The following is a 15,318-nucleotide window of genomic DNA, read 5'->3' as shown; positions in this document are numbered from 1 at the left end:
ACCGGGATGAATTACAATCGTTGGATTAGAAAGTTATAAATATTCACATAAATATATAGTTATAAGAAATAACATTCCAACTTGGTAAAGAGGTCTAATATGTCCGGAGGTAAGGCAGGAATTCTCGTGATAATTGCAGAAATAATCGCAGCTGCAGCAGTTCTGGCAGTATTCTATTATTATGTAATTCCAGAATTCGATATCATAAAAGCGGTGTGGCCTTGAATTATTTTCCTCTTTCCTTTAACATCCCCACAAGAGGCGGTACCATTCGCCGCGATCGTTTCAAGGGAAGTATAGACCTGCGTGGCGGGACTGAATCCCCACATGCCCATCGCATCCCAAGGGAACCATTCAAAAAATAATCGGTATAACCGGACCGGAAAAGACAGCAGCTATGTCAAAACTTTTATACTCTAACGAGGAGTAGCATAATTTGCTGAGAGGTAAATATTGTTGCTTAATAACCCGAAAAAAAAAGCCCAAAGCATAATCAGAAAGATCGAAAGAGGCACGGCAAGTGGAACCGATATAATCAATCTCAGTGAAATACTCAATAAAGAACCATCTCTGGTGCCGGAAACAGCGGGGTCACTCATATCTATTTTAAAGAAATTTGATACAATATCTTTCAAATCTGCCATCTCGGCCTTAAATGTTGTCGCTGATAAAGACACAGGAATAATATCAGACTCCGTAAATCTAATTGCGAGCTGCCTGCAAAAAGACCTCCATACAGGTGAAATCCTGAAGACCCTTGAAATCATGCACAAGATCTATCAAAAACATCCGGAAAAGATGAACATTGCAGTTCCTGGATTGCTTTTAAGTCTTCGAAATATGAACGTAACTGTTAGAGAAAATGCTTATTATCTCCTCGGATCTATTGCCATACTTCACCCTGAATTCTTTAAAGGCCATACAAGAGAATTGAATCTGGCTTTAAATGGTCTCAATCTGGACGAAAGAATCTATGCATGCAAGATAATAAAAAATATCGCAGATAAAGATCCAACAATCGTTGAAGATGCGTACGATATTTTATCATACCTTCAGAGCAACCATCCATCCCATGAATTACGTATTAAAGCTGCATCTGCGATGGATAAATTGAAAATAAAGGAAGAGGTGCCCAAAGTCAGGGAAGATGTGATAGGACCGGAGGATAATAAAACAACACCGGATTTGGGTGGACTTTTATTAGGTATAGGGCAACAGGTGAAATCTGAATTTGCCGGGATCCTGGAAACAGAAAAAAAAGACAAAAAAGAGATGCTCAATGCACCGGGTCTTGAATATTTCATCCAAAGGAAAGAAAATATGAATATATCGAGCCAAGTGGAGAAGATAATATCGGGCGCTGATATTAAATCTCCTGTTTTAGAGTCTGTTTTCAATATTGCTGTTGAGATATCCAGAGAAGGAAGAGAAGGAAAACCTGTTGGCACTGCCTTCATAATTGGAAACTCAAAGGACGTACTGGCCAGATCAAAGCAGTTGATCCATAATCCGGTTGAAGGAATCCCTAAAAAAGAGCGAATGATTACCGATCCTGAATTCAGTAATACCATCAAGGAACTGGCTCAATTGGATGGTGTCTTCGTGATAGGTGGTGATGGTTTAGTGGAAGCGGCATGCCGGTTCCTAACGGCAGATGCGAGTATGGTCGATATCCCCAAAGGTTTAGGAACCAAGCATTTTTCAGTGGCAGCCATGACAATGGCAACAAAAGCGATTGGAATAGTAGTGTCCGAGAGTGGGGGAAGAATAACACTATTCAAGAACGGGAAGATATTGAGTTCCTTTTCTTGAACTCGAAATGCCGCTATATGTTGTTGTACAATCCTTTTCAATCTTTCCGGGATCCAAGTCTGAATTAAGCTGGTAAAAAGCCATCTGGAACAAGAGTTGGATGGCAGATAAAGATTGATTAGGCCAAAATCTTTAGCTTGCTTTCTCTTAAATCTCTTTCAGTACTTACCTTCATGAGATTGAGGTGACAGCATTCTATTCTTTCTATCAATATCAGCATATAACAATTCAGAGATTCGTAATCCTGAGCTTGCAATGGCTAGTAATATGATTTGATATTTCAAGGCTCATGATCTCTATGCGAGAGCATGTGATAATGCGAAAGATCATTGGATGTTTCCGTTCAGAAAATGGAACTGAGAATTATCAGTATATTGCATCATTACTGGGCATGTGCAGGTCGCAGGGAAAGAATTGATTGAAAAACTTGAAACGGTACTCACCACAGGAAAATGTCTGATCTATACAACTAAATAAATCGAAACTTTTATCAATGTGATTGCATTAGTAAGTCTGGGGCAAGTATTTTTTATTAAGATAGTTGTCTTATTAAAAACGGGTTTGAAATTGGTTAGAGGAGGAATAAATTTGAAATTTAATTTGCGGACTCACTGTATAAACTTTGGCATAATATATTTGCTTTTGTTAGTAATCAGTATCCCAGCACAAGCTACTGAAATTACATCAACTTGGAATTTTGTGACCATTCCCGGTTTGCCTGAAGGGGCAACGCTCGGAAAACTCTGGACAGACCAACCAGACAATCTCTATGTTTGGGTGGAGAGTACGACGGGGTCTTTCCTTTACCACTTGAATGGGGGAATATGGAGCCAGGAGCTTAACCTTCCGGGAATTAGCAATGGACGTATATTTGGAACAGGTCCTTCGGATATATTTGCTTCGGGTTATAACTCTGCTTTAAATAAACCTATTATATACCATTATAATGGGTTAAACTGGATCGAACAGTCTCCTCCTGGAGAAATTCAAGGGTATTTTTATGATTTTGGAGGAGAATATGGGAATGTATATGCGACATTTATTACTGGAACTGGCATTCGTACAATTCTTAGATATAATGGAACTGCCTGGAAAGTCGAAAGTGGTTCTTTTGGCGATAGCTGGAGTGATCAATTAGCTTATGTCAGCAGGAATGAAATCTATGTAACTGATTGTTGGGGTCACTGGCTTTGGGACGGAAATACGTGGACTTTTTATCGAGGTTTTGATTTCTGTGATATTTACGACGCTTGGGGAATGAGAGATGATATGGGATTACTCCATCTCTATGCAGCCGGAAGCAATAATTTCGTAAATGGTATCCGTGTCTGGCGATTCAATGAAACTTATCCTGGAAGTAAAGTTGGTTCATGGGGAAGTAAATATGGAACAGTCCTTAGCGATCCACCAGGCTACGGGAGTTCTTATGCCGGGACAGCATTAGGGATATGGGGATCAAGCAAGAATGATATTTATGTCGTTGGTTGGCGTGATCGGTGGACAAGCGGGCGTGTTTATCATTTTGATGGATCGATCTGGCAGAATATCACAGCATTTGGGGCTATTCCTCCAGCTAATGCAGTTTGGGGGAGTGGGTCCGATGATGTTTGGGTGACACTTAGCGATAATCGTCTTCTTCATTATGGACAGTTGCCTCCCTATGTTGTTTCGATCAATACAGATAAATCCAGCTATTCTACAGGCGACACAATGATGGTCACTCTTAATATAACCAATCCAACAACCAATCCTGTGGCATTCGAGTGGTACATAGGAGTTCCTCAATCTAATAAATGGGTTACTAAAGCAAAGGCTTCATTACCAGCCGGATATAACAAGACACATACAATTCCGATCCCGGTAGGTAATTGGGGTTCGTCACCTTTTGCTCTTGTGCACTATGTGCAATTGCTGGATCCTGCTACTAAAGACATCCTGGCTCAGGATGCAGCGGTAATTGCATATAGTCCCATTACAATGAACGCGCCAAGAGTGGACATAGAAGAAGAACTGATGAAACAAAGAGTAAAGATAACAAATTAGAAGACTTTACTCTTTTTATTTTTTATTCAGGTTATATAAATTAGGCTAAGTTAAGATACAGGCAAAAAATTATTCAATCAATACGTTGCCTTGCGTCTGATGGAAAAGAAACAATCAATTTATCTGAATAATACAGCCCTCTGAGCATCTCCCCGATTCCCTGGAATTCCAATCTGGCTGGTTCATGACGAATATATATTTTTAAGAAAATTGGGTATAATATGTTTAATTTAGATTTTTAAACTCAGAGTAATGACTGGTGGAAGAACCCAGGGATTTCAGTTTCCAATTGGCTTCTTCATGAACGTGGTTAATGACCAGCATTATTATATAGCAAACAAGCGGATATAAACTATTGGCAGGTCGAAAAACAATGGTAAAAACAAAAATTCAAACACGAGTGTTCACTATTTTCATCGCTGTATCGTTTATATTACAGGTACTCATTGCAGGAGTCCCAATTGCCACAGCCTCGGAAAGCCATTCAAAAGGAGATGCGCCACGGATATTGCCAGATGTGTTTCCACATAATTGGTCAGCGCAACCACCAGTCCATGTTCGTGGAGGTCTTAGCCCAGCAATCGCTTCACCTCTTTCCCCGGCGCAAATTAAAACAGTATATAATCTTCCTCCATCAGGAGGTAGCGGAACAATTGCAATTATTGATGCTTTTGATGATCCGAACGTTGAAAGTGATTTAAATGTGTTCAGCAGTGCATTCGGTCTGCCTCAATGCACGACTTCGAATGGTTGTTTTGAAAAACATATGATGTCGCCAAGTATTCCTACAGACAGTGGTTGGGGACTTGAGATAGCACTTGATACCCAATGGGCTCATGCAATTGCACAAAATGCAAAGATACTTCTGGTTGAAGCAAATAGTAACAGCGGAAATGATCTTCTCGCGGCAGTTGATTATGCCCGGCGCCGCTCGGATGTTGTGGCAATATCAATGAGCTGGGGTGGAGGAGAGTTTTCCGGAGAATCCAGTTTTGATCCATATTTTACGAGCCTTAATGGAGCACCAATAACATTCTTTGCCTCCTCTGGAGATGGAGGAGCGGGTGTGCTATGGCCTGCTGTCTCATCAAACGTAGTCGGAGTTGGTGGAACCAGTCTCACTTTCAGCGGTGGCTCGCTTGTTTCAGAGACTGCCTGGAGTGGAAGTGGAGGAGGCCTGAGCGTATATGAAACTGAGCCGTCTTATCAAATCAACTTTGGCGTACCACGTACAAATGGCAAACGTGCTGTGCCTGATGTTTCATACAACGCTGATTATCAGAATTCACCAGTATCGGTGTATGATACATATGGTTACGGGGGGTGGTTGGCGGTTGGTGGAACAAGCGCAGGTGCACCTCAATGGGCAGCAATCCAATCTGTAGGACTTTCTACATCAAATAATAACTTTTATCAAAATGCAAAATCAGTAAATTATCCATCTTATTTTAGAGATATACTAAGCGGAACAAATGGACTTTGTGGATATTATTGCACTGCAACGACGGGTTATGATTATGTTACTGGTCTAGGCAGTCCTCTCACAGTTAATTATAATGCGGCCGCAACGGCTGACTTCTCAATCTCAGCCTCGCCGTCTACTTTGACAATCCAAAATGGGGCCCTGGGAACTGCGAATATAATTGTAACATCGCTTAACGGATTCAGCGACACGGTTTCATTAACACTATCTAATCCATCTGATTTAACCACTAATCTCAGCCATTCTTCACTTGTAATACACTCAGGAGGTCTTAACACATCAGCACTATCGATATCAGTTTCCTCCACTGCTGCTGCCGGGATTTATACAGTTACAGTGACCGGCGCAAATAGTTCATTCACTCATAATGCAAATATAACAGTTATAGTTCCAACTGTTCCAACTCTGGTATCAATTTCAGTGACTCCGGCAAATCGCACAATATCGATAGGCTCCAAACTATCGTATCGAGCAACAGGGAAATATTCGGATGGAACGACAGTAGATATAACAAACCTTGCCACCTGGGCAAGTTCAAATCCTGGGGTAGCCACAATATCTGCTACTACTGGTTTAGCCAGAGCCTTGTCATCAGGAACAACTATAATCAATGCAACCTATGGAGGAATGAGTGGCAGTACAATGCTGACGGTGAGAAGACATTAAATCCCAAAGGTTATATAAAATTAATGTCCGGCAAGTTATTTTTTATTTTTTCTACGCATAGGAAATTATCCCCAAATGTTAGCTGGAAGTCCACTTATCCTTTTTAATCGAATTAACAATAGATATATTAGTTCATCTCCTTTTTTTGATTTTATCATGTATCCAGGAAAATGCTGCGGGTGCTGTGTTATCTCTCTTTTTCCGGCGAATTTAGAAAAGGTGTTTAGCAGCTGAGATTGGTTTTTATTATCCTTTCGGTGGAGATATTTCAATCTTGGCAGTCTCTCAAAAGCATCTATACTCATTCTCTATTCTCTTTGAATAGTTATCTGAAAAATCAATAGCGGGCTGGGAGGGATTTGAACCCACGGCGGTCGGATTATGAGATGAAGTGCTGGCTGAGCCCAAAAAAAACCGTTTTAATTAAATACAGCATAATTTACTAATAATATGGAAATAAGGAAATAGAACAATTCAACGAATAGTGGACCACAGGCAGGTTGCAATTGTTAAAACAATGCTTTTTCCGTCCTTCAGATTGTTTTCCCTCAACCATGTTCTTGTTTGCTCTTTTGTGAATATTTCGTCACGTCCCCTCAACTCCTATAATATTTGTTTCACATTATAGAAGTTTCAGCAAATTCGTTACATTCCCTTAGATCCAAGAATTTTTTCTCGAAAAGATTCATAGTTATTTTCTTTAAAGTAATCGATCATTGATTTCGCTACATTATCCCAAATCATTTCATGAAATCTTAATGACCTTGGTCTTAGAGTTAAATGACCTGTTACATCATAATTAGCAGCCATACAGCCACCAGTGCAATTACCATGAAGACTACATATATCACATTCAATGTCACAACCCAGCAGTAGGTTTTTTTTCATTCTTAGGAAGGGGATCCGTTTTATCTCGTCAAGACCGTTAATTATGTTACCTATAGGATATGCTCCAGAAAAATTATTATGAGATGCAAATCTGTGGCATGGGTATATGGTTCCATCAACGCCAATTCCTACGTAGGTTCGTCCTGCTCCACACATTTCATTATTCAAAACTTTGGTATCTTCATTTAATAATGATTTTAATCGATTTGAGATAGGATTTATAATTAAAGTAATATTCTTTTCAAGAGCATTTACCAAGAATTCACCTGTTTTGTAAAAACTTTCTTCGCAGGCAAGTAAGTCTTGATCAGTCCATTTCATTTCTTCGGAAGGAAAAACGGAAATACTTTCAAAACCGCAATTGCTCAAATATTGCACTCCATCAGCTATATATTTACATGTATGAGGAGTATATGTCATCCTAACCTCTTTTCCCTTGTTTAATGAAAGTACATTATCAAAGTTCTTTTCAACAAGATCAAAAGATCCCTCTCCTGACTGAGACTTTCTGCTGATATCATGAGCTTTTTTTATTCCATCACAGCTCAAAAGTATCCCAAGGTTATTTTCAATCCAGTATTCTGCAATTTCTTTATCAAAAAGAACACCATTTGTTGTCGCTGAAAAGTTGGCTTCTTTTCCGATTAATTCAGCTTTTTCACGAGCATATATAATTATCTCCTTAATTGTGTTCATTTCGAGTAGAGGTTCTCCTCCAAAAAAGGAAATATCTACCTTACTGACAGGCCCTGAAACATCATTCCGAAATAGCCAATCGATTGATTTCTTTGCAGTATCAACCGACATAGTCAATTTGTTCTTTTTACCTTCAAAGCAATAAGAACAATTTAAATTGCAATTATTAGTTAAACCAAGACTGAGGGATTCTATATACACGCATTTAACTCTCCCTATCAATTGGAATATGCTTGCTAAGAACTTTTAATATTTGAATTAATTGAAGCCTGGCTAAATAATCTGCAGGCCTAGGAACTCCTTCAAAAATTCCATGTGCTTGTAACTGACAAGTGTTGCACGAATTACATGTCTGGCATGTATTACAATTTTGGCATAATTGGCAATGTTGACACGCTTGACAACCTTCCTTAGCAATATCAACTAATCCGAGTGCATCAATTATTTCAAACGGAGTAAGAATTTTATCAAGATTGGGAAAAATATTGCGAACAGTTTTTAAAACATCTTCGTATTTATTTAATTCATCCATCTTTAATTCTTTCAACATAGCTTTGGCTTCTTCTATGTCCTTATTATTCTCAAGTTGTTCAGATATTGATTCATCATTTTTCAATTTTTCTTCTTTCATATCACACCACTCCGTGATTGTTAAAATAATTAACAGCTTAATGTTATTTTATTATCATATATTAAGCTGTCGATGGAACGAAAATAGAGAGATGAGATTTTAGATGAACAAATTAGAAAATGTTCATGAACCATTGTGCTGAAGAAACAAACAATTGTGACCAGAACTTATTGGAGCCTTTTAATACAAAAACTGCGTCCTCATTTATTTTGTAATACTTCCATTTGGATATAGGAGTATCGATACTCATCTTAGTTGATTTTTCGTAAAAATCAGCGGGCTGGGAGGGATTTGAACCCACGGCCGTCGGATTAAGAGTCCGACGCTCTGCCTGTCTAAGCTACCAGCCCATGAGAGGGCTTTCTTCTAATAATGTTCTCTCAATATATACATTTCGAAACTCGAAAACTGCATGTCGAGTAATCGGAATGCCACTATTAACGAATCTGCTCTCACCGTTGTTCATCTTTGGCCCGCCTTTGACTGACCAAATGATAAGATCACCAGCCGAAAATCTATTTATACATCTCCGATGTTTTAATTCCATTTGAGGGTATTATGACCAAAACTTCCAAAATTTCAGGTTTCTATAAGCTAAGCCCAAAGGAAAGACTCAAGCTCGTATCAGAATTTGCAGAACTCACAGGCGAGGAATCATCATGCATCAGCGCCACAGGCGCCCTTTCACTGGATGCGGCTGACCGCATGGTTGAAAACCTCATCGGCGTCATGGAAGTGCCCATGGGCGTGGCTGTCAATTTCCTGATCAATGGGAAGGATTACCTCATTCCAATGGCGATCGAAGAACCTTCGGTGATAGCCGCTGCCAGCAACGCCGCCAAGATGGCGCGCGAGTGTGGAGGGTTCACCACGAGCAGTACGGGCCCTGTGATGATCGGACAGATACAGGCCGTGGAAATCGCCGACCCCAACGGTGCAAGGATGAGGATACTTGAGAAAAAGGATGAGATAATAAGGCGCGCGAACGAGGTGGACCCAGTGCTCGTGAAGTTCGGCGGCGGCGCAAAAGATGTGGAAGTAAGGGTTATCGATACACCGGGTGGGAAGATGGTTATCACCCATCTGATAGTGGATTGCCGTGATGCCATGGGCGCCAATGCCGTAAATACAATGGCTGAAACAGTGGCGCCTTATCTGGAGGAGCTGACTGGAGGGCGCGTGTATCTTCGGATAATCTCGAATTTTGCTGACAAAAGAATAATGCGGGCAAAAGCAGTGTTCACGAGAGAAGCCATAGGTGGCGAAGAGGTCGTTGATGGCATCCTTGCAGCGTATCATTTTGCGGCAGGCGACCCGTATCGTGCAGCCACGCATAACAAAGGTATAATGAATGGCGTGAGCGCTGCAGTCCTTGCCACGGGCAACGACACACGCGCAATCGAGGCCGGGGCACACGTCTATGCATCGCGCAGCGGAATTTACAGGCCGCTTTCAGCCTACGAGAAAAATGAGGAGGGCGACCTCGTTGGCACGATAGAGATGCCGATTGCAGTGGGTCTTGTGGGAGGCGCCACGAAGACCAATCCGATAGCGAGGGCTGCAGTAAAGATACTCAACGTCAAGACTGCCACGGAAATGGGCGAGGTATTCGCGGCGCTTGGCCTAGCCCAGAATTTCGCAGCCATGCGCGCGCTCGCAACTGAAGGAATCCAGAGGGGGCATATGGGGCTTCATTCAAGGAACGTGGCGATACAGGCAGGGGCTACCGGGGATCTGGTTGATAAGATAGCTGAGATAATGGTGAAGGAAAGAAAGGTCAGGGCTGACAGGGCGAAGGAATTGCTGGAGGAGATGACGGGAAAGGCTGAATGATTTCTATTGACAAATAGTGATACTTTTATCACTTTATCTCCATCAATATCCGTGCATATAGCTCCGTGGAACATCTCCAGCCCATACGTATCATCTCATTGAGACCAGCGACAGCCTCCTCTTTCGTGAGCAATTTCAGTTTCCTCATTCTCAAAAGCAGATAGATAGTCCCATGATGCTCTATTCCCTCTATTTCTGCCATACCTCTTGCTTCTTCATCATCCATCAGCGCGATGCCCTTTAATTCATAAGCTAATGCAAGAACATCAACATCAGCTTCATGGATTTTAGGATTTTCTTTTAGATGTTCTACAAATTTTTTATTGGAAGGGTCTTTTATTTTAATTTCATCTTTTTTGAAGAGAGATTCTATCAAAAAAACCTCCGGTTTTCCACTTTTTTTTCCTTTCTCCACAACCTCTCTATAAACAGATTTCGTTGTATATTTATCTTCAGGAAAACGTTTCACTTTTTCAATGAGGTTCGCCTTCCCATGGTAAATCAGGGGTGTGGCATCAAAAATCAGAGGCTTCATTGGAGCGCCTTTTTAATGTCAGAGTCCACAAATTTCTCTGATTTGACCCAGACTACCCCCTTTTCACGTACAAGATCAGCGAAATCCCATACAGAAAGTCCTGCCATTTGCGCAGCTTTTAAAAAAGTCACTTTTCCCTCCTCCAATAATTTCAGCGCACGCTCCTCTTTCCAATGCTGCAACCCTTCTGCAAGCAATTTCCTTATTGAGGCAGATTTTTCAAGGGATTCTTCTTTCATAAAGGATTCAAGTTCTTTAAATACGTCATCTGGAATCCTTGCAGATACGCTTACTTCTGTCATGTCTTATTTGTATGCAATGCATACATAATAAAGCTTTCTTGAGTCAATGAAGAAAGCCGATCAGACAGTTTCAATCTTGTGCAGATACCTTAAAATACATCTCTTCTCAAAATATACATTTGATGCCTCAAAATAAGGTCACAAAAGTACTCCTTTTCCTCAAGAACATGGTCTATGAGAGCACAAGCCCCATGGAAATTCTGCGCTTTGCCAAATATTACCGAAAGAAGGATCTTGACGTCGTCGTGGTGCTTTGGGGTCCGATGGGAGTAATCCTTGGCAAAAAAGGGAAGCGCGGGGCGCCTCCGTATGACGAGCGCGTCATGGAATGCATGGAACTTGGAGTAAAGTTCAAATGCTGCGAGCTGGCATCTGCAATGATCGGTTTTGAGCAGAACGAACTGATCGAAGGAGTGGAAATGATACATTCCTTTGAAGTGGCCGACATGATGCTGCAGTACTGCGAAGAAGGGCAGCTCGTAATCACCCTTTGAATATCTTTTAACCATTTCTGGCAAAGGCTCACGCTGAACCTGGAAGATAATTGAACCTTATCTAATTATTATCCTATTCAGATAATTAAAAAATGTATTTATCTTGGAATCCATAACTTAAATATGGGAGGATAATTATGGAAAAGAAATTAGTCATTGGATTTTTAGTTCTCATTGTATTGCTGAGCGGGTGCGCGGGACCGAGTACAACAACCACGCCTACGTCACAACCGACAACAACGCAACCAGCGCCAACACAAACGTTGACCGCCTCACCTACACAAACCTTAACGGCCTCACCAACGCTGACAGCACAGCCAGTGGCTGTTGAAATCAAAAGTTTTGCGTTCGTTCCTGCTACGGTGACGATAGCAATAGGAACAACTGTAGTCTGGACGCAGGAAGACAGCGGGGTATCACATACTGTAACAGGCACTGGTTTCGATTCAGGGCCGCTCAGCCAGGGAGAGACATTCAATCACACATTCGATCAAGCTGGGACATTCAATTATGGTTGTTCGATCCATCCAACCATGACTGGAACAATAATCGCGAAATAATATTGTTAGAAAAAGAACAGAATTTTTTAAAGAAGGATGGCATTTTTGCCATCTGTTCAATCTTTTTTAAGCCATGGCATCATGGCGCGGAGTTCTTTCCCGACCTTCTCCACCTGATGCTCGTTCTCCTGTCTCTCAAGGGCATTCAACACAGGCCTGTTTGCCCGGCTCTCAAGCACGAATTCCTTTGCGAACTCGCCGCTCTGTATCCTGCGCAGCGCCTCTTTCATGGCCTGGCGCGACTGCTCGTTGATTATCTTCGGGCCGACCGTCAATCCTCCGTACTCAGCGGTATTTGAAACATAATACCACATCTTGCTCAAACCGCCCTCATGGATCAGGTCGATAATGAGCTTCATTTCATGGAAAGTTTCAAAATAAGCTATCTCGGGCTGGTATCCGGCGGCAACGAGCGTCTCGAATGATGCTTTCATCAGGCATGTCACCCCGCCGCACAGGTCGACCTGCTCGCCAAAGAGATCTGTTTCAGTCTCTTCCTTAAAGGTGGTTTCTAACACACCCGCACGCGTAGCCCCTATACCTTTTGCATACGCCATACCTGTATCCCTTGCATTCCCCGAGGCATCCTGGTATATCGCGAGAAGCGCGGGAACACCATTACCTTCGGTGTAAGTGCGCCGTACCAGGAAACCCGGGCCTTTTGGCGCCACCATTATCACATCCACATCTTTGGGCGGCACAATCTGGTTATAATGGATGTTAAAACCATGTGAAAAGCACAGCGTCTTGCCCCTGCTCATGTGTGGTGCTATTTCACTGTAATACACTGCGCCCTGTATCTCATCCGGCACCAGCATCTGTATAAGGTCTCCTTTTTCAGCAGCATCTGACATTGTCATGACAGAAAGTCCGTCCGCCTTTGCCTGTGACCATGACTCGCCGCCTTTCCTAGCACCCACGACAACGTCAAGACCTGAATCATGCAGGTTCTGCGCCTGACCCCCGCCCTGGCTGCCGTAACCGATAACTGCGATCGTTTTATTTTTCAATACGTCAAGATCCGCATCCTTGTCATAAAATATTTTAACCATAATTTATCCTCCTTTGTCCTTTTGATTACATTGATAGTTATAAATGTTTCAATCTTTATTGCCGTTTCTCGGATTGAACCGTTTTTGCACCCCGGTTCACCGCTATTTTCCCTGTCCTCACCATTTCCTTTATCCCGAACTGGCGCAGAAGCTGCTCCATCGCATTCACCTTGCTCTCGTCACCCGTTACCTCTACGACAAGTGATTTTATTCCAACGTCCACGATCTTTGCCCTGAACACGTCCACAATCTGCATCACTTCGGCACGAGTGGATGGTTCAACGCCGACTTTGATGAGGGCAAGCTCCCTGTGAACCGCTTCATCCTGTGAGATGTCGCTCACGCGTATTACATCAATGAGCTTGTTGAGCTGCTTCATAACCTGTTCAAGCACGCGGTCGTCCCCGCTCACAACGATGGTCATGCGCGAGGTATCGGGATCTTCGGTGACCCCGACGGCCAGGCTTTCTATGTTGAACCCGCGCCGCGAGAATAAGCCCGCAACCCGTGTCAGGACACCTGATCTATTTTCCACAAGTACGGCAAGAGTATGTTTCATTTTTCTTCACTCCAGATCCAGTATTTCGTTGATTGCCGCGCCTGCCGGGACCATCGGCGAGACGTTCTCCTCATGTTCGACCACAAAATCGATGATGGTTGGTCGTTCAGATTTCACTGCTTCCTTTATGACATCCTTGACTTCGTCCTTCTTTTTCGCCCTCAGGCCCAATGCACCGTAAGCTTCGGCGAGTTTAACAAAATCCACGCTGCCTTCAAGGGACGTAGCTGAATAGCGCCTGTTGAAGAACAATTCCTGCCACTGCCTCACCATGCCGAGGAAGCCATTGTTCAGGATAGCCACGATCACAGGTATGTCGTTCTGGACAACCGTCGCCAGTTCCTGGGAGTTCATCTGGAAAGAGCCATCACCGGCAATATCGATAACCGTGGATTCAGGCTTTCCGACCTTTGCACCCATAGCAGCCGGGAAGCCATAGCCCATTGTGCCAAGACCGCCGCTCGATATGAAGGTGCGCGGGTTTTTATAATTATAGAATTGTGCAGCCCACATCTGGTTCTGCCCAACCTCTGTGACAATTATAGCATCGGGGCATATCTCACTTATCTGCTCCACCACGAACTGAGGGCGCAAAAAGTTATCCTTCTTATATGAAAGCGGATATTCCTTTTTCCATCCGTCGATCTTCTTGATCCACGAGTCTGTTCTTACCTGTTCCTGTTTAACGTATTTGAGAAGGGCTTTCAGGATGTTCTTTGCATCTCCTACGATCGGAATGTCAACCCGAACGTTCTTCCCTATCTCGGCTGGATCAATATCTATGTGGATTATTTTGGCGTTCGGGGCAAAGGCGGATATCTTACCTGTAACGCGGTCGTCAAATCGCACGCCCACGGCTATAATCAAATCTGATTCCTGGATCGCGTAATTGGCATACCTCGTTCCATGCATACCCAGCATCCCAACAGAAAGGGGGTGGGATGTCGGGAAGGCTCCCATGCCCATCAGGGTCGTTGTGACAGGCGCCATAATACCTTCTGCCAGCGCACGAAGTTCTTCGGTAGCATTCGAGAAAATGATCCCCCCGCCGACGTAGAAAATAGGTTTTTCGGACTTCAGGATAAGTGATGCTGCCTTTTTGATCTGCTGTTCATTTCCCGCGTAGGTTGGCTTATACCCGCGCAGTTTTACTTCTTGCGGATATTCGAATTCTATGAGTTCCGTCTGGGTATCCTTGGGCAGATCTATCAAAACTGGGCCCGGGCGCCCTGTCTGTGCAATATAAAATGCTTCCTTGAATACTCGTGGGATGTCCTTTGTGTCCTGGATCAGATAATTGTGCTTTGTTATGGGAAGTGTTATTCCCGTGATATTGGCTTCCTGGAAAGCATCATTTCCTATGAGGGACCGTGGCACCTGCCCGGTTATTGCCACAACGGGTATTGAATCCATATAGGCCGTTGCTATCCCTGTAACGAGGTTCGTGGCTCCGGGTCCGGAGGTGGCAAGGCACACACCCGCTTTGCCGGTAGCCCTTGCATAGCCGTCTGCGGCATGCGCAGCTGCCTGTTCATGTCTTACGAGAATATGTCTTATGTCAGCATCATAGAGTTCATCATACAGGGGCAGCACCTGACCGCCCGGATAGCCGAAGATGACATCTACATTCTCTTTGTAAAGTGATTCTATAACCGCCTTAGCGCCAGGTATTTTGGGTTTTGTCATTTTATTCACCTGTTTGATGAATCCAGATAATATCAATCTTTCTAGACGGGTTCAGTAAAACAGACTGATGTTTAATAA

The 15,318-nt window shown here is 42.9% G+C and carries 15 protein-coding genes and 1 tRNA gene; 7 read left to right on the top strand and 9 right to left on the bottom strand.

All coding sequences use genetic code 11. The annotated features are described in order from the left end of the window. Positions 1-99 precede the first annotated feature (99 nt). The 4 genes from O8C65_12290 to O8C65_12275 all read left to right on the top strand — a co-directional run bounded on the left by O8C65_12290 (position 100) and on the right by O8C65_12275 (position 6,004). Positions 100-225, top strand: a complete 126-nt coding sequence (locus tag O8C65_12290) for a hypothetical protein (protein ID MCZ7357703.1) — start codon at positions 100-102, stop codon at positions 223-225. A 228-nt stretch (positions 226-453) separates the two neighbouring features. Further along, positions 454-1,812 (top strand): diadenylate cyclase, encoded by a 1,359-nt coding sequence (locus O8C65_12285; protein ID MCZ7357702.1) that lies wholly within the window; start codon positions 454-456, stop codon positions 1,810-1,812. Positions 1,813-2,307: 495 nt separating this feature from the next. Continuing rightward, complete coding sequence (locus O8C65_12280) at positions 2,308-3,855, top strand: hypothetical protein (GenBank protein ID MCZ7357701.1); 1,548 nt, start codon at positions 2,308-2,310, stop codon at positions 3,853-3,855. A 373-nt stretch (positions 3,856-4,228) separates the two neighbouring features. Further along, positions 4,229-6,004, top strand: a complete 1,776-nt coding sequence (locus O8C65_12275) for an Ig-like domain-containing protein (GenBank protein ID MCZ7357700.1) — start codon at positions 4,229-4,231, stop codon at positions 6,002-6,004. A 65-nt stretch (positions 6,005-6,069) separates the two neighbouring features. Here the strand turns inward: O8C65_12275 and O8C65_12270 are convergent, their stop codons facing one another. The 4 genes from O8C65_12270 to O8C65_12255 all read right to left on the bottom strand — a co-directional run bounded on the left by O8C65_12270 (position 6,070) and on the right by O8C65_12255 (position 8,569). Further along, positions 6,070-6,309, bottom strand: coding sequence for a hypothetical protein (locus O8C65_12270; GenBank protein MCZ7357699.1), 240 nt, complete (start codon positions 6,307-6,309; stop codon positions 6,070-6,072). 340 nt (positions 6,310-6,649) lie between these two features. Then, positions 6,650-7,789, bottom strand: coding sequence for an SPASM domain-containing protein (locus O8C65_12265; protein MCZ7357698.1), 1,140 nt, complete (start codon positions 7,787-7,789; stop codon positions 6,650-6,652). Positions 7,790-7,793: 4 nt separating this feature from the next. Beyond that, positions 7,794-8,219: a hypothetical protein gene (locus O8C65_12260; protein ID MCZ7357697.1), complete on the bottom strand. Its 426-nt coding sequence runs from the start codon at positions 8,217-8,219 to the stop codon at positions 7,794-7,796. 276 nt (positions 8,220-8,495) lie between these two features. Next, positions 8,496-8,569: transfer RNA gene (locus O8C65_12255), tRNA-Lys, on the bottom strand. 208 nt (positions 8,570-8,777) lie between these two features. Here O8C65_12255 and O8C65_12250 point away from each other — a divergent pair. Further along, on the top strand, positions 8,778-10,052 hold the full coding sequence (locus O8C65_12250) for a hydroxymethylglutaryl-CoA reductase, degradative (GenBank protein MCZ7357696.1): 1,275 nt from the start codon (positions 8,778-8,780) through the stop codon (positions 10,050-10,052). 28 nt (positions 10,053-10,080) lie between these two features. On the opposite strand, the gene O8C65_12245 is transcribed toward O8C65_12250, so the two are convergent. Continuing rightward, entirely contained in the window at positions 10,081-10,587 is a 507-nt protein-coding gene (locus O8C65_12245; GenBank protein MCZ7357695.1) for a DUF3368 domain-containing protein, read from the bottom strand. After that, positions 10,584-10,889 carry a UPF0175 family protein gene (locus O8C65_12240; GenBank protein ID MCZ7357694.1) on the bottom strand — a complete coding sequence of 102 codons (306 nt, stop codon included), beginning with the start codon at positions 10,887-10,889 and terminating at the stop codon, positions 10,584-10,586. The genes O8C65_12245 and O8C65_12240 overlap by 4 nt, the downstream gene beginning before the upstream one ends. 122 nt (positions 10,890-11,011) lie before the next feature. Here O8C65_12240 and O8C65_12235 point away from each other — a divergent pair, with 122 nt between their 5' ends. Together O8C65_12235 and O8C65_12230 are read left to right on the top strand one after the other, a co-directional pair. Then, entirely contained in the window at positions 11,012-11,383 is a 372-nt protein-coding gene (locus tag O8C65_12235; protein ID MCZ7357693.1) for a DsrE family protein, read from the top strand. Between the two features lie 137 nt (positions 11,384-11,520). Then, positions 11,521-11,943, top strand: coding sequence for a cupredoxin domain-containing protein (locus tag O8C65_12230; protein ID MCZ7357692.1), 423 nt, complete (start codon positions 11,521-11,523; stop codon positions 11,941-11,943). 56 nt (positions 11,944-11,999) lie between these two features. On the opposite strand, the gene ilvC is transcribed toward O8C65_12230, so the two are convergent. The 3 genes from ilvC to O8C65_12215 are packed head-to-tail and all read right to left on the bottom strand — an operon-like array spanning position 12,000 to position 15,240. Next, complete coding sequence (gene ilvC, locus O8C65_12225) at positions 12,000-12,995, bottom strand: ketol-acid reductoisomerase (GenBank protein MCZ7357691.1); 996 nt, start codon at positions 12,993-12,995, stop codon at positions 12,000-12,002. 55 nt (positions 12,996-13,050) lie between these two features. Further along, the gene (gene ilvN / locus O8C65_12220) at positions 13,051-13,554 is read right to left on the bottom strand and encodes an acetolactate synthase small subunit (protein ID MCZ7357690.1); all 504 of its coding nucleotides are present in this window, start codon (positions 13,552-13,554) and stop codon (positions 13,051-13,053) included. 6 nt (positions 13,555-13,560) lie between these two features. Further along, positions 13,561-15,240, bottom strand: coding sequence for an acetolactate synthase large subunit (locus tag O8C65_12215; GenBank protein MCZ7357689.1), 1,680 nt, complete (start codon positions 15,238-15,240; stop codon positions 13,561-13,563). Positions 15,241-15,318 lie beyond the last annotated feature (78 nt).

The organism is Candidatus Methanoperedens sp., assembly GCA_027460535.1.
Classification (GTDB): domain Archaea; phylum Halobacteriota; class Methanosarcinia; order Methanosarcinales; family Methanoperedenaceae; genus Methanoperedens.
This window is presented reverse-complemented; position numbering and strand designations above follow the sequence as displayed.

What these genes read in the sequence shown, in the direction of transcription:
- O8C65_12290 (MCZ7357703.1), top strand. Translation starts at nt 100, where the DNA reads ATGTCCGGAGGTAAGGCAGGAATTCTCGTGATAATTGCAGAAATAATC.
- O8C65_12275 (MCZ7357700.1), top strand. Translation starts at nt 4,229, where the DNA reads ATGGTAAAAACAAAAATTCAAACACGAGTGTTCACTATTTTCATCGCT.
- O8C65_12270 (MCZ7357699.1), bottom strand. Translation starts at nt 6,309, where the DNA reads ATGAGTATAGATGCTTTTGAGAGACTGCCAAGATTGAAATATCTCCAC.
- O8C65_12260 (MCZ7357697.1), bottom strand. Translation starts at nt 8,219, where the DNA reads ATGAAAGAAGAAAAATTGAAAAATGATGAATCAATATCTGAACAACTT.
- O8C65_12250 (MCZ7357696.1), top strand. Translation starts at nt 8,778, where the DNA reads ATGACCAAAACTTCCAAAATTTCAGGTTTCTATAAGCTAAGCCCAAAG.
- O8C65_12245 (MCZ7357695.1), bottom strand. Translation starts at nt 10,587, where the DNA reads ATGAAGCCTCTGATTTTTGATGCCACACCCCTGATTTACCATGGGAAG.
- O8C65_12240 (MCZ7357694.1), bottom strand. Translation starts at nt 10,889, where the DNA reads ATGACAGAAGTAAGCGTATCTGCAAGGATTCCAGATGACGTATTTAAA.
- O8C65_12235 (MCZ7357693.1), top strand. Translation starts at nt 11,012, where the DNA reads ATGCCTCAAAATAAGGTCACAAAAGTACTCCTTTTCCTCAAGAACATG.
- O8C65_12230 (MCZ7357692.1), top strand. Translation starts at nt 11,521, where the DNA reads ATGGAAAAGAAATTAGTCATTGGATTTTTAGTTCTCATTGTATTGCTG.
- ilvC (MCZ7357691.1), bottom strand. Translation starts at nt 12,995, where the DNA reads ATGGTTAAAATATTTTATGACAAGGATGCGGATCTTGACGTATTGAAA.
- ilvN (MCZ7357690.1), bottom strand. Translation starts at nt 13,554, where the DNA reads ATGAAACATACTCTTGCCGTACTTGTGGAAAATAGATCAGGTGTCCTG.
- O8C65_12215 (MCZ7357689.1), bottom strand. Translation starts at nt 15,240, where the DNA reads ATGACAAAACCCAAAATACCTGGCGCTAAGGCGGTTATAGAATCACTT.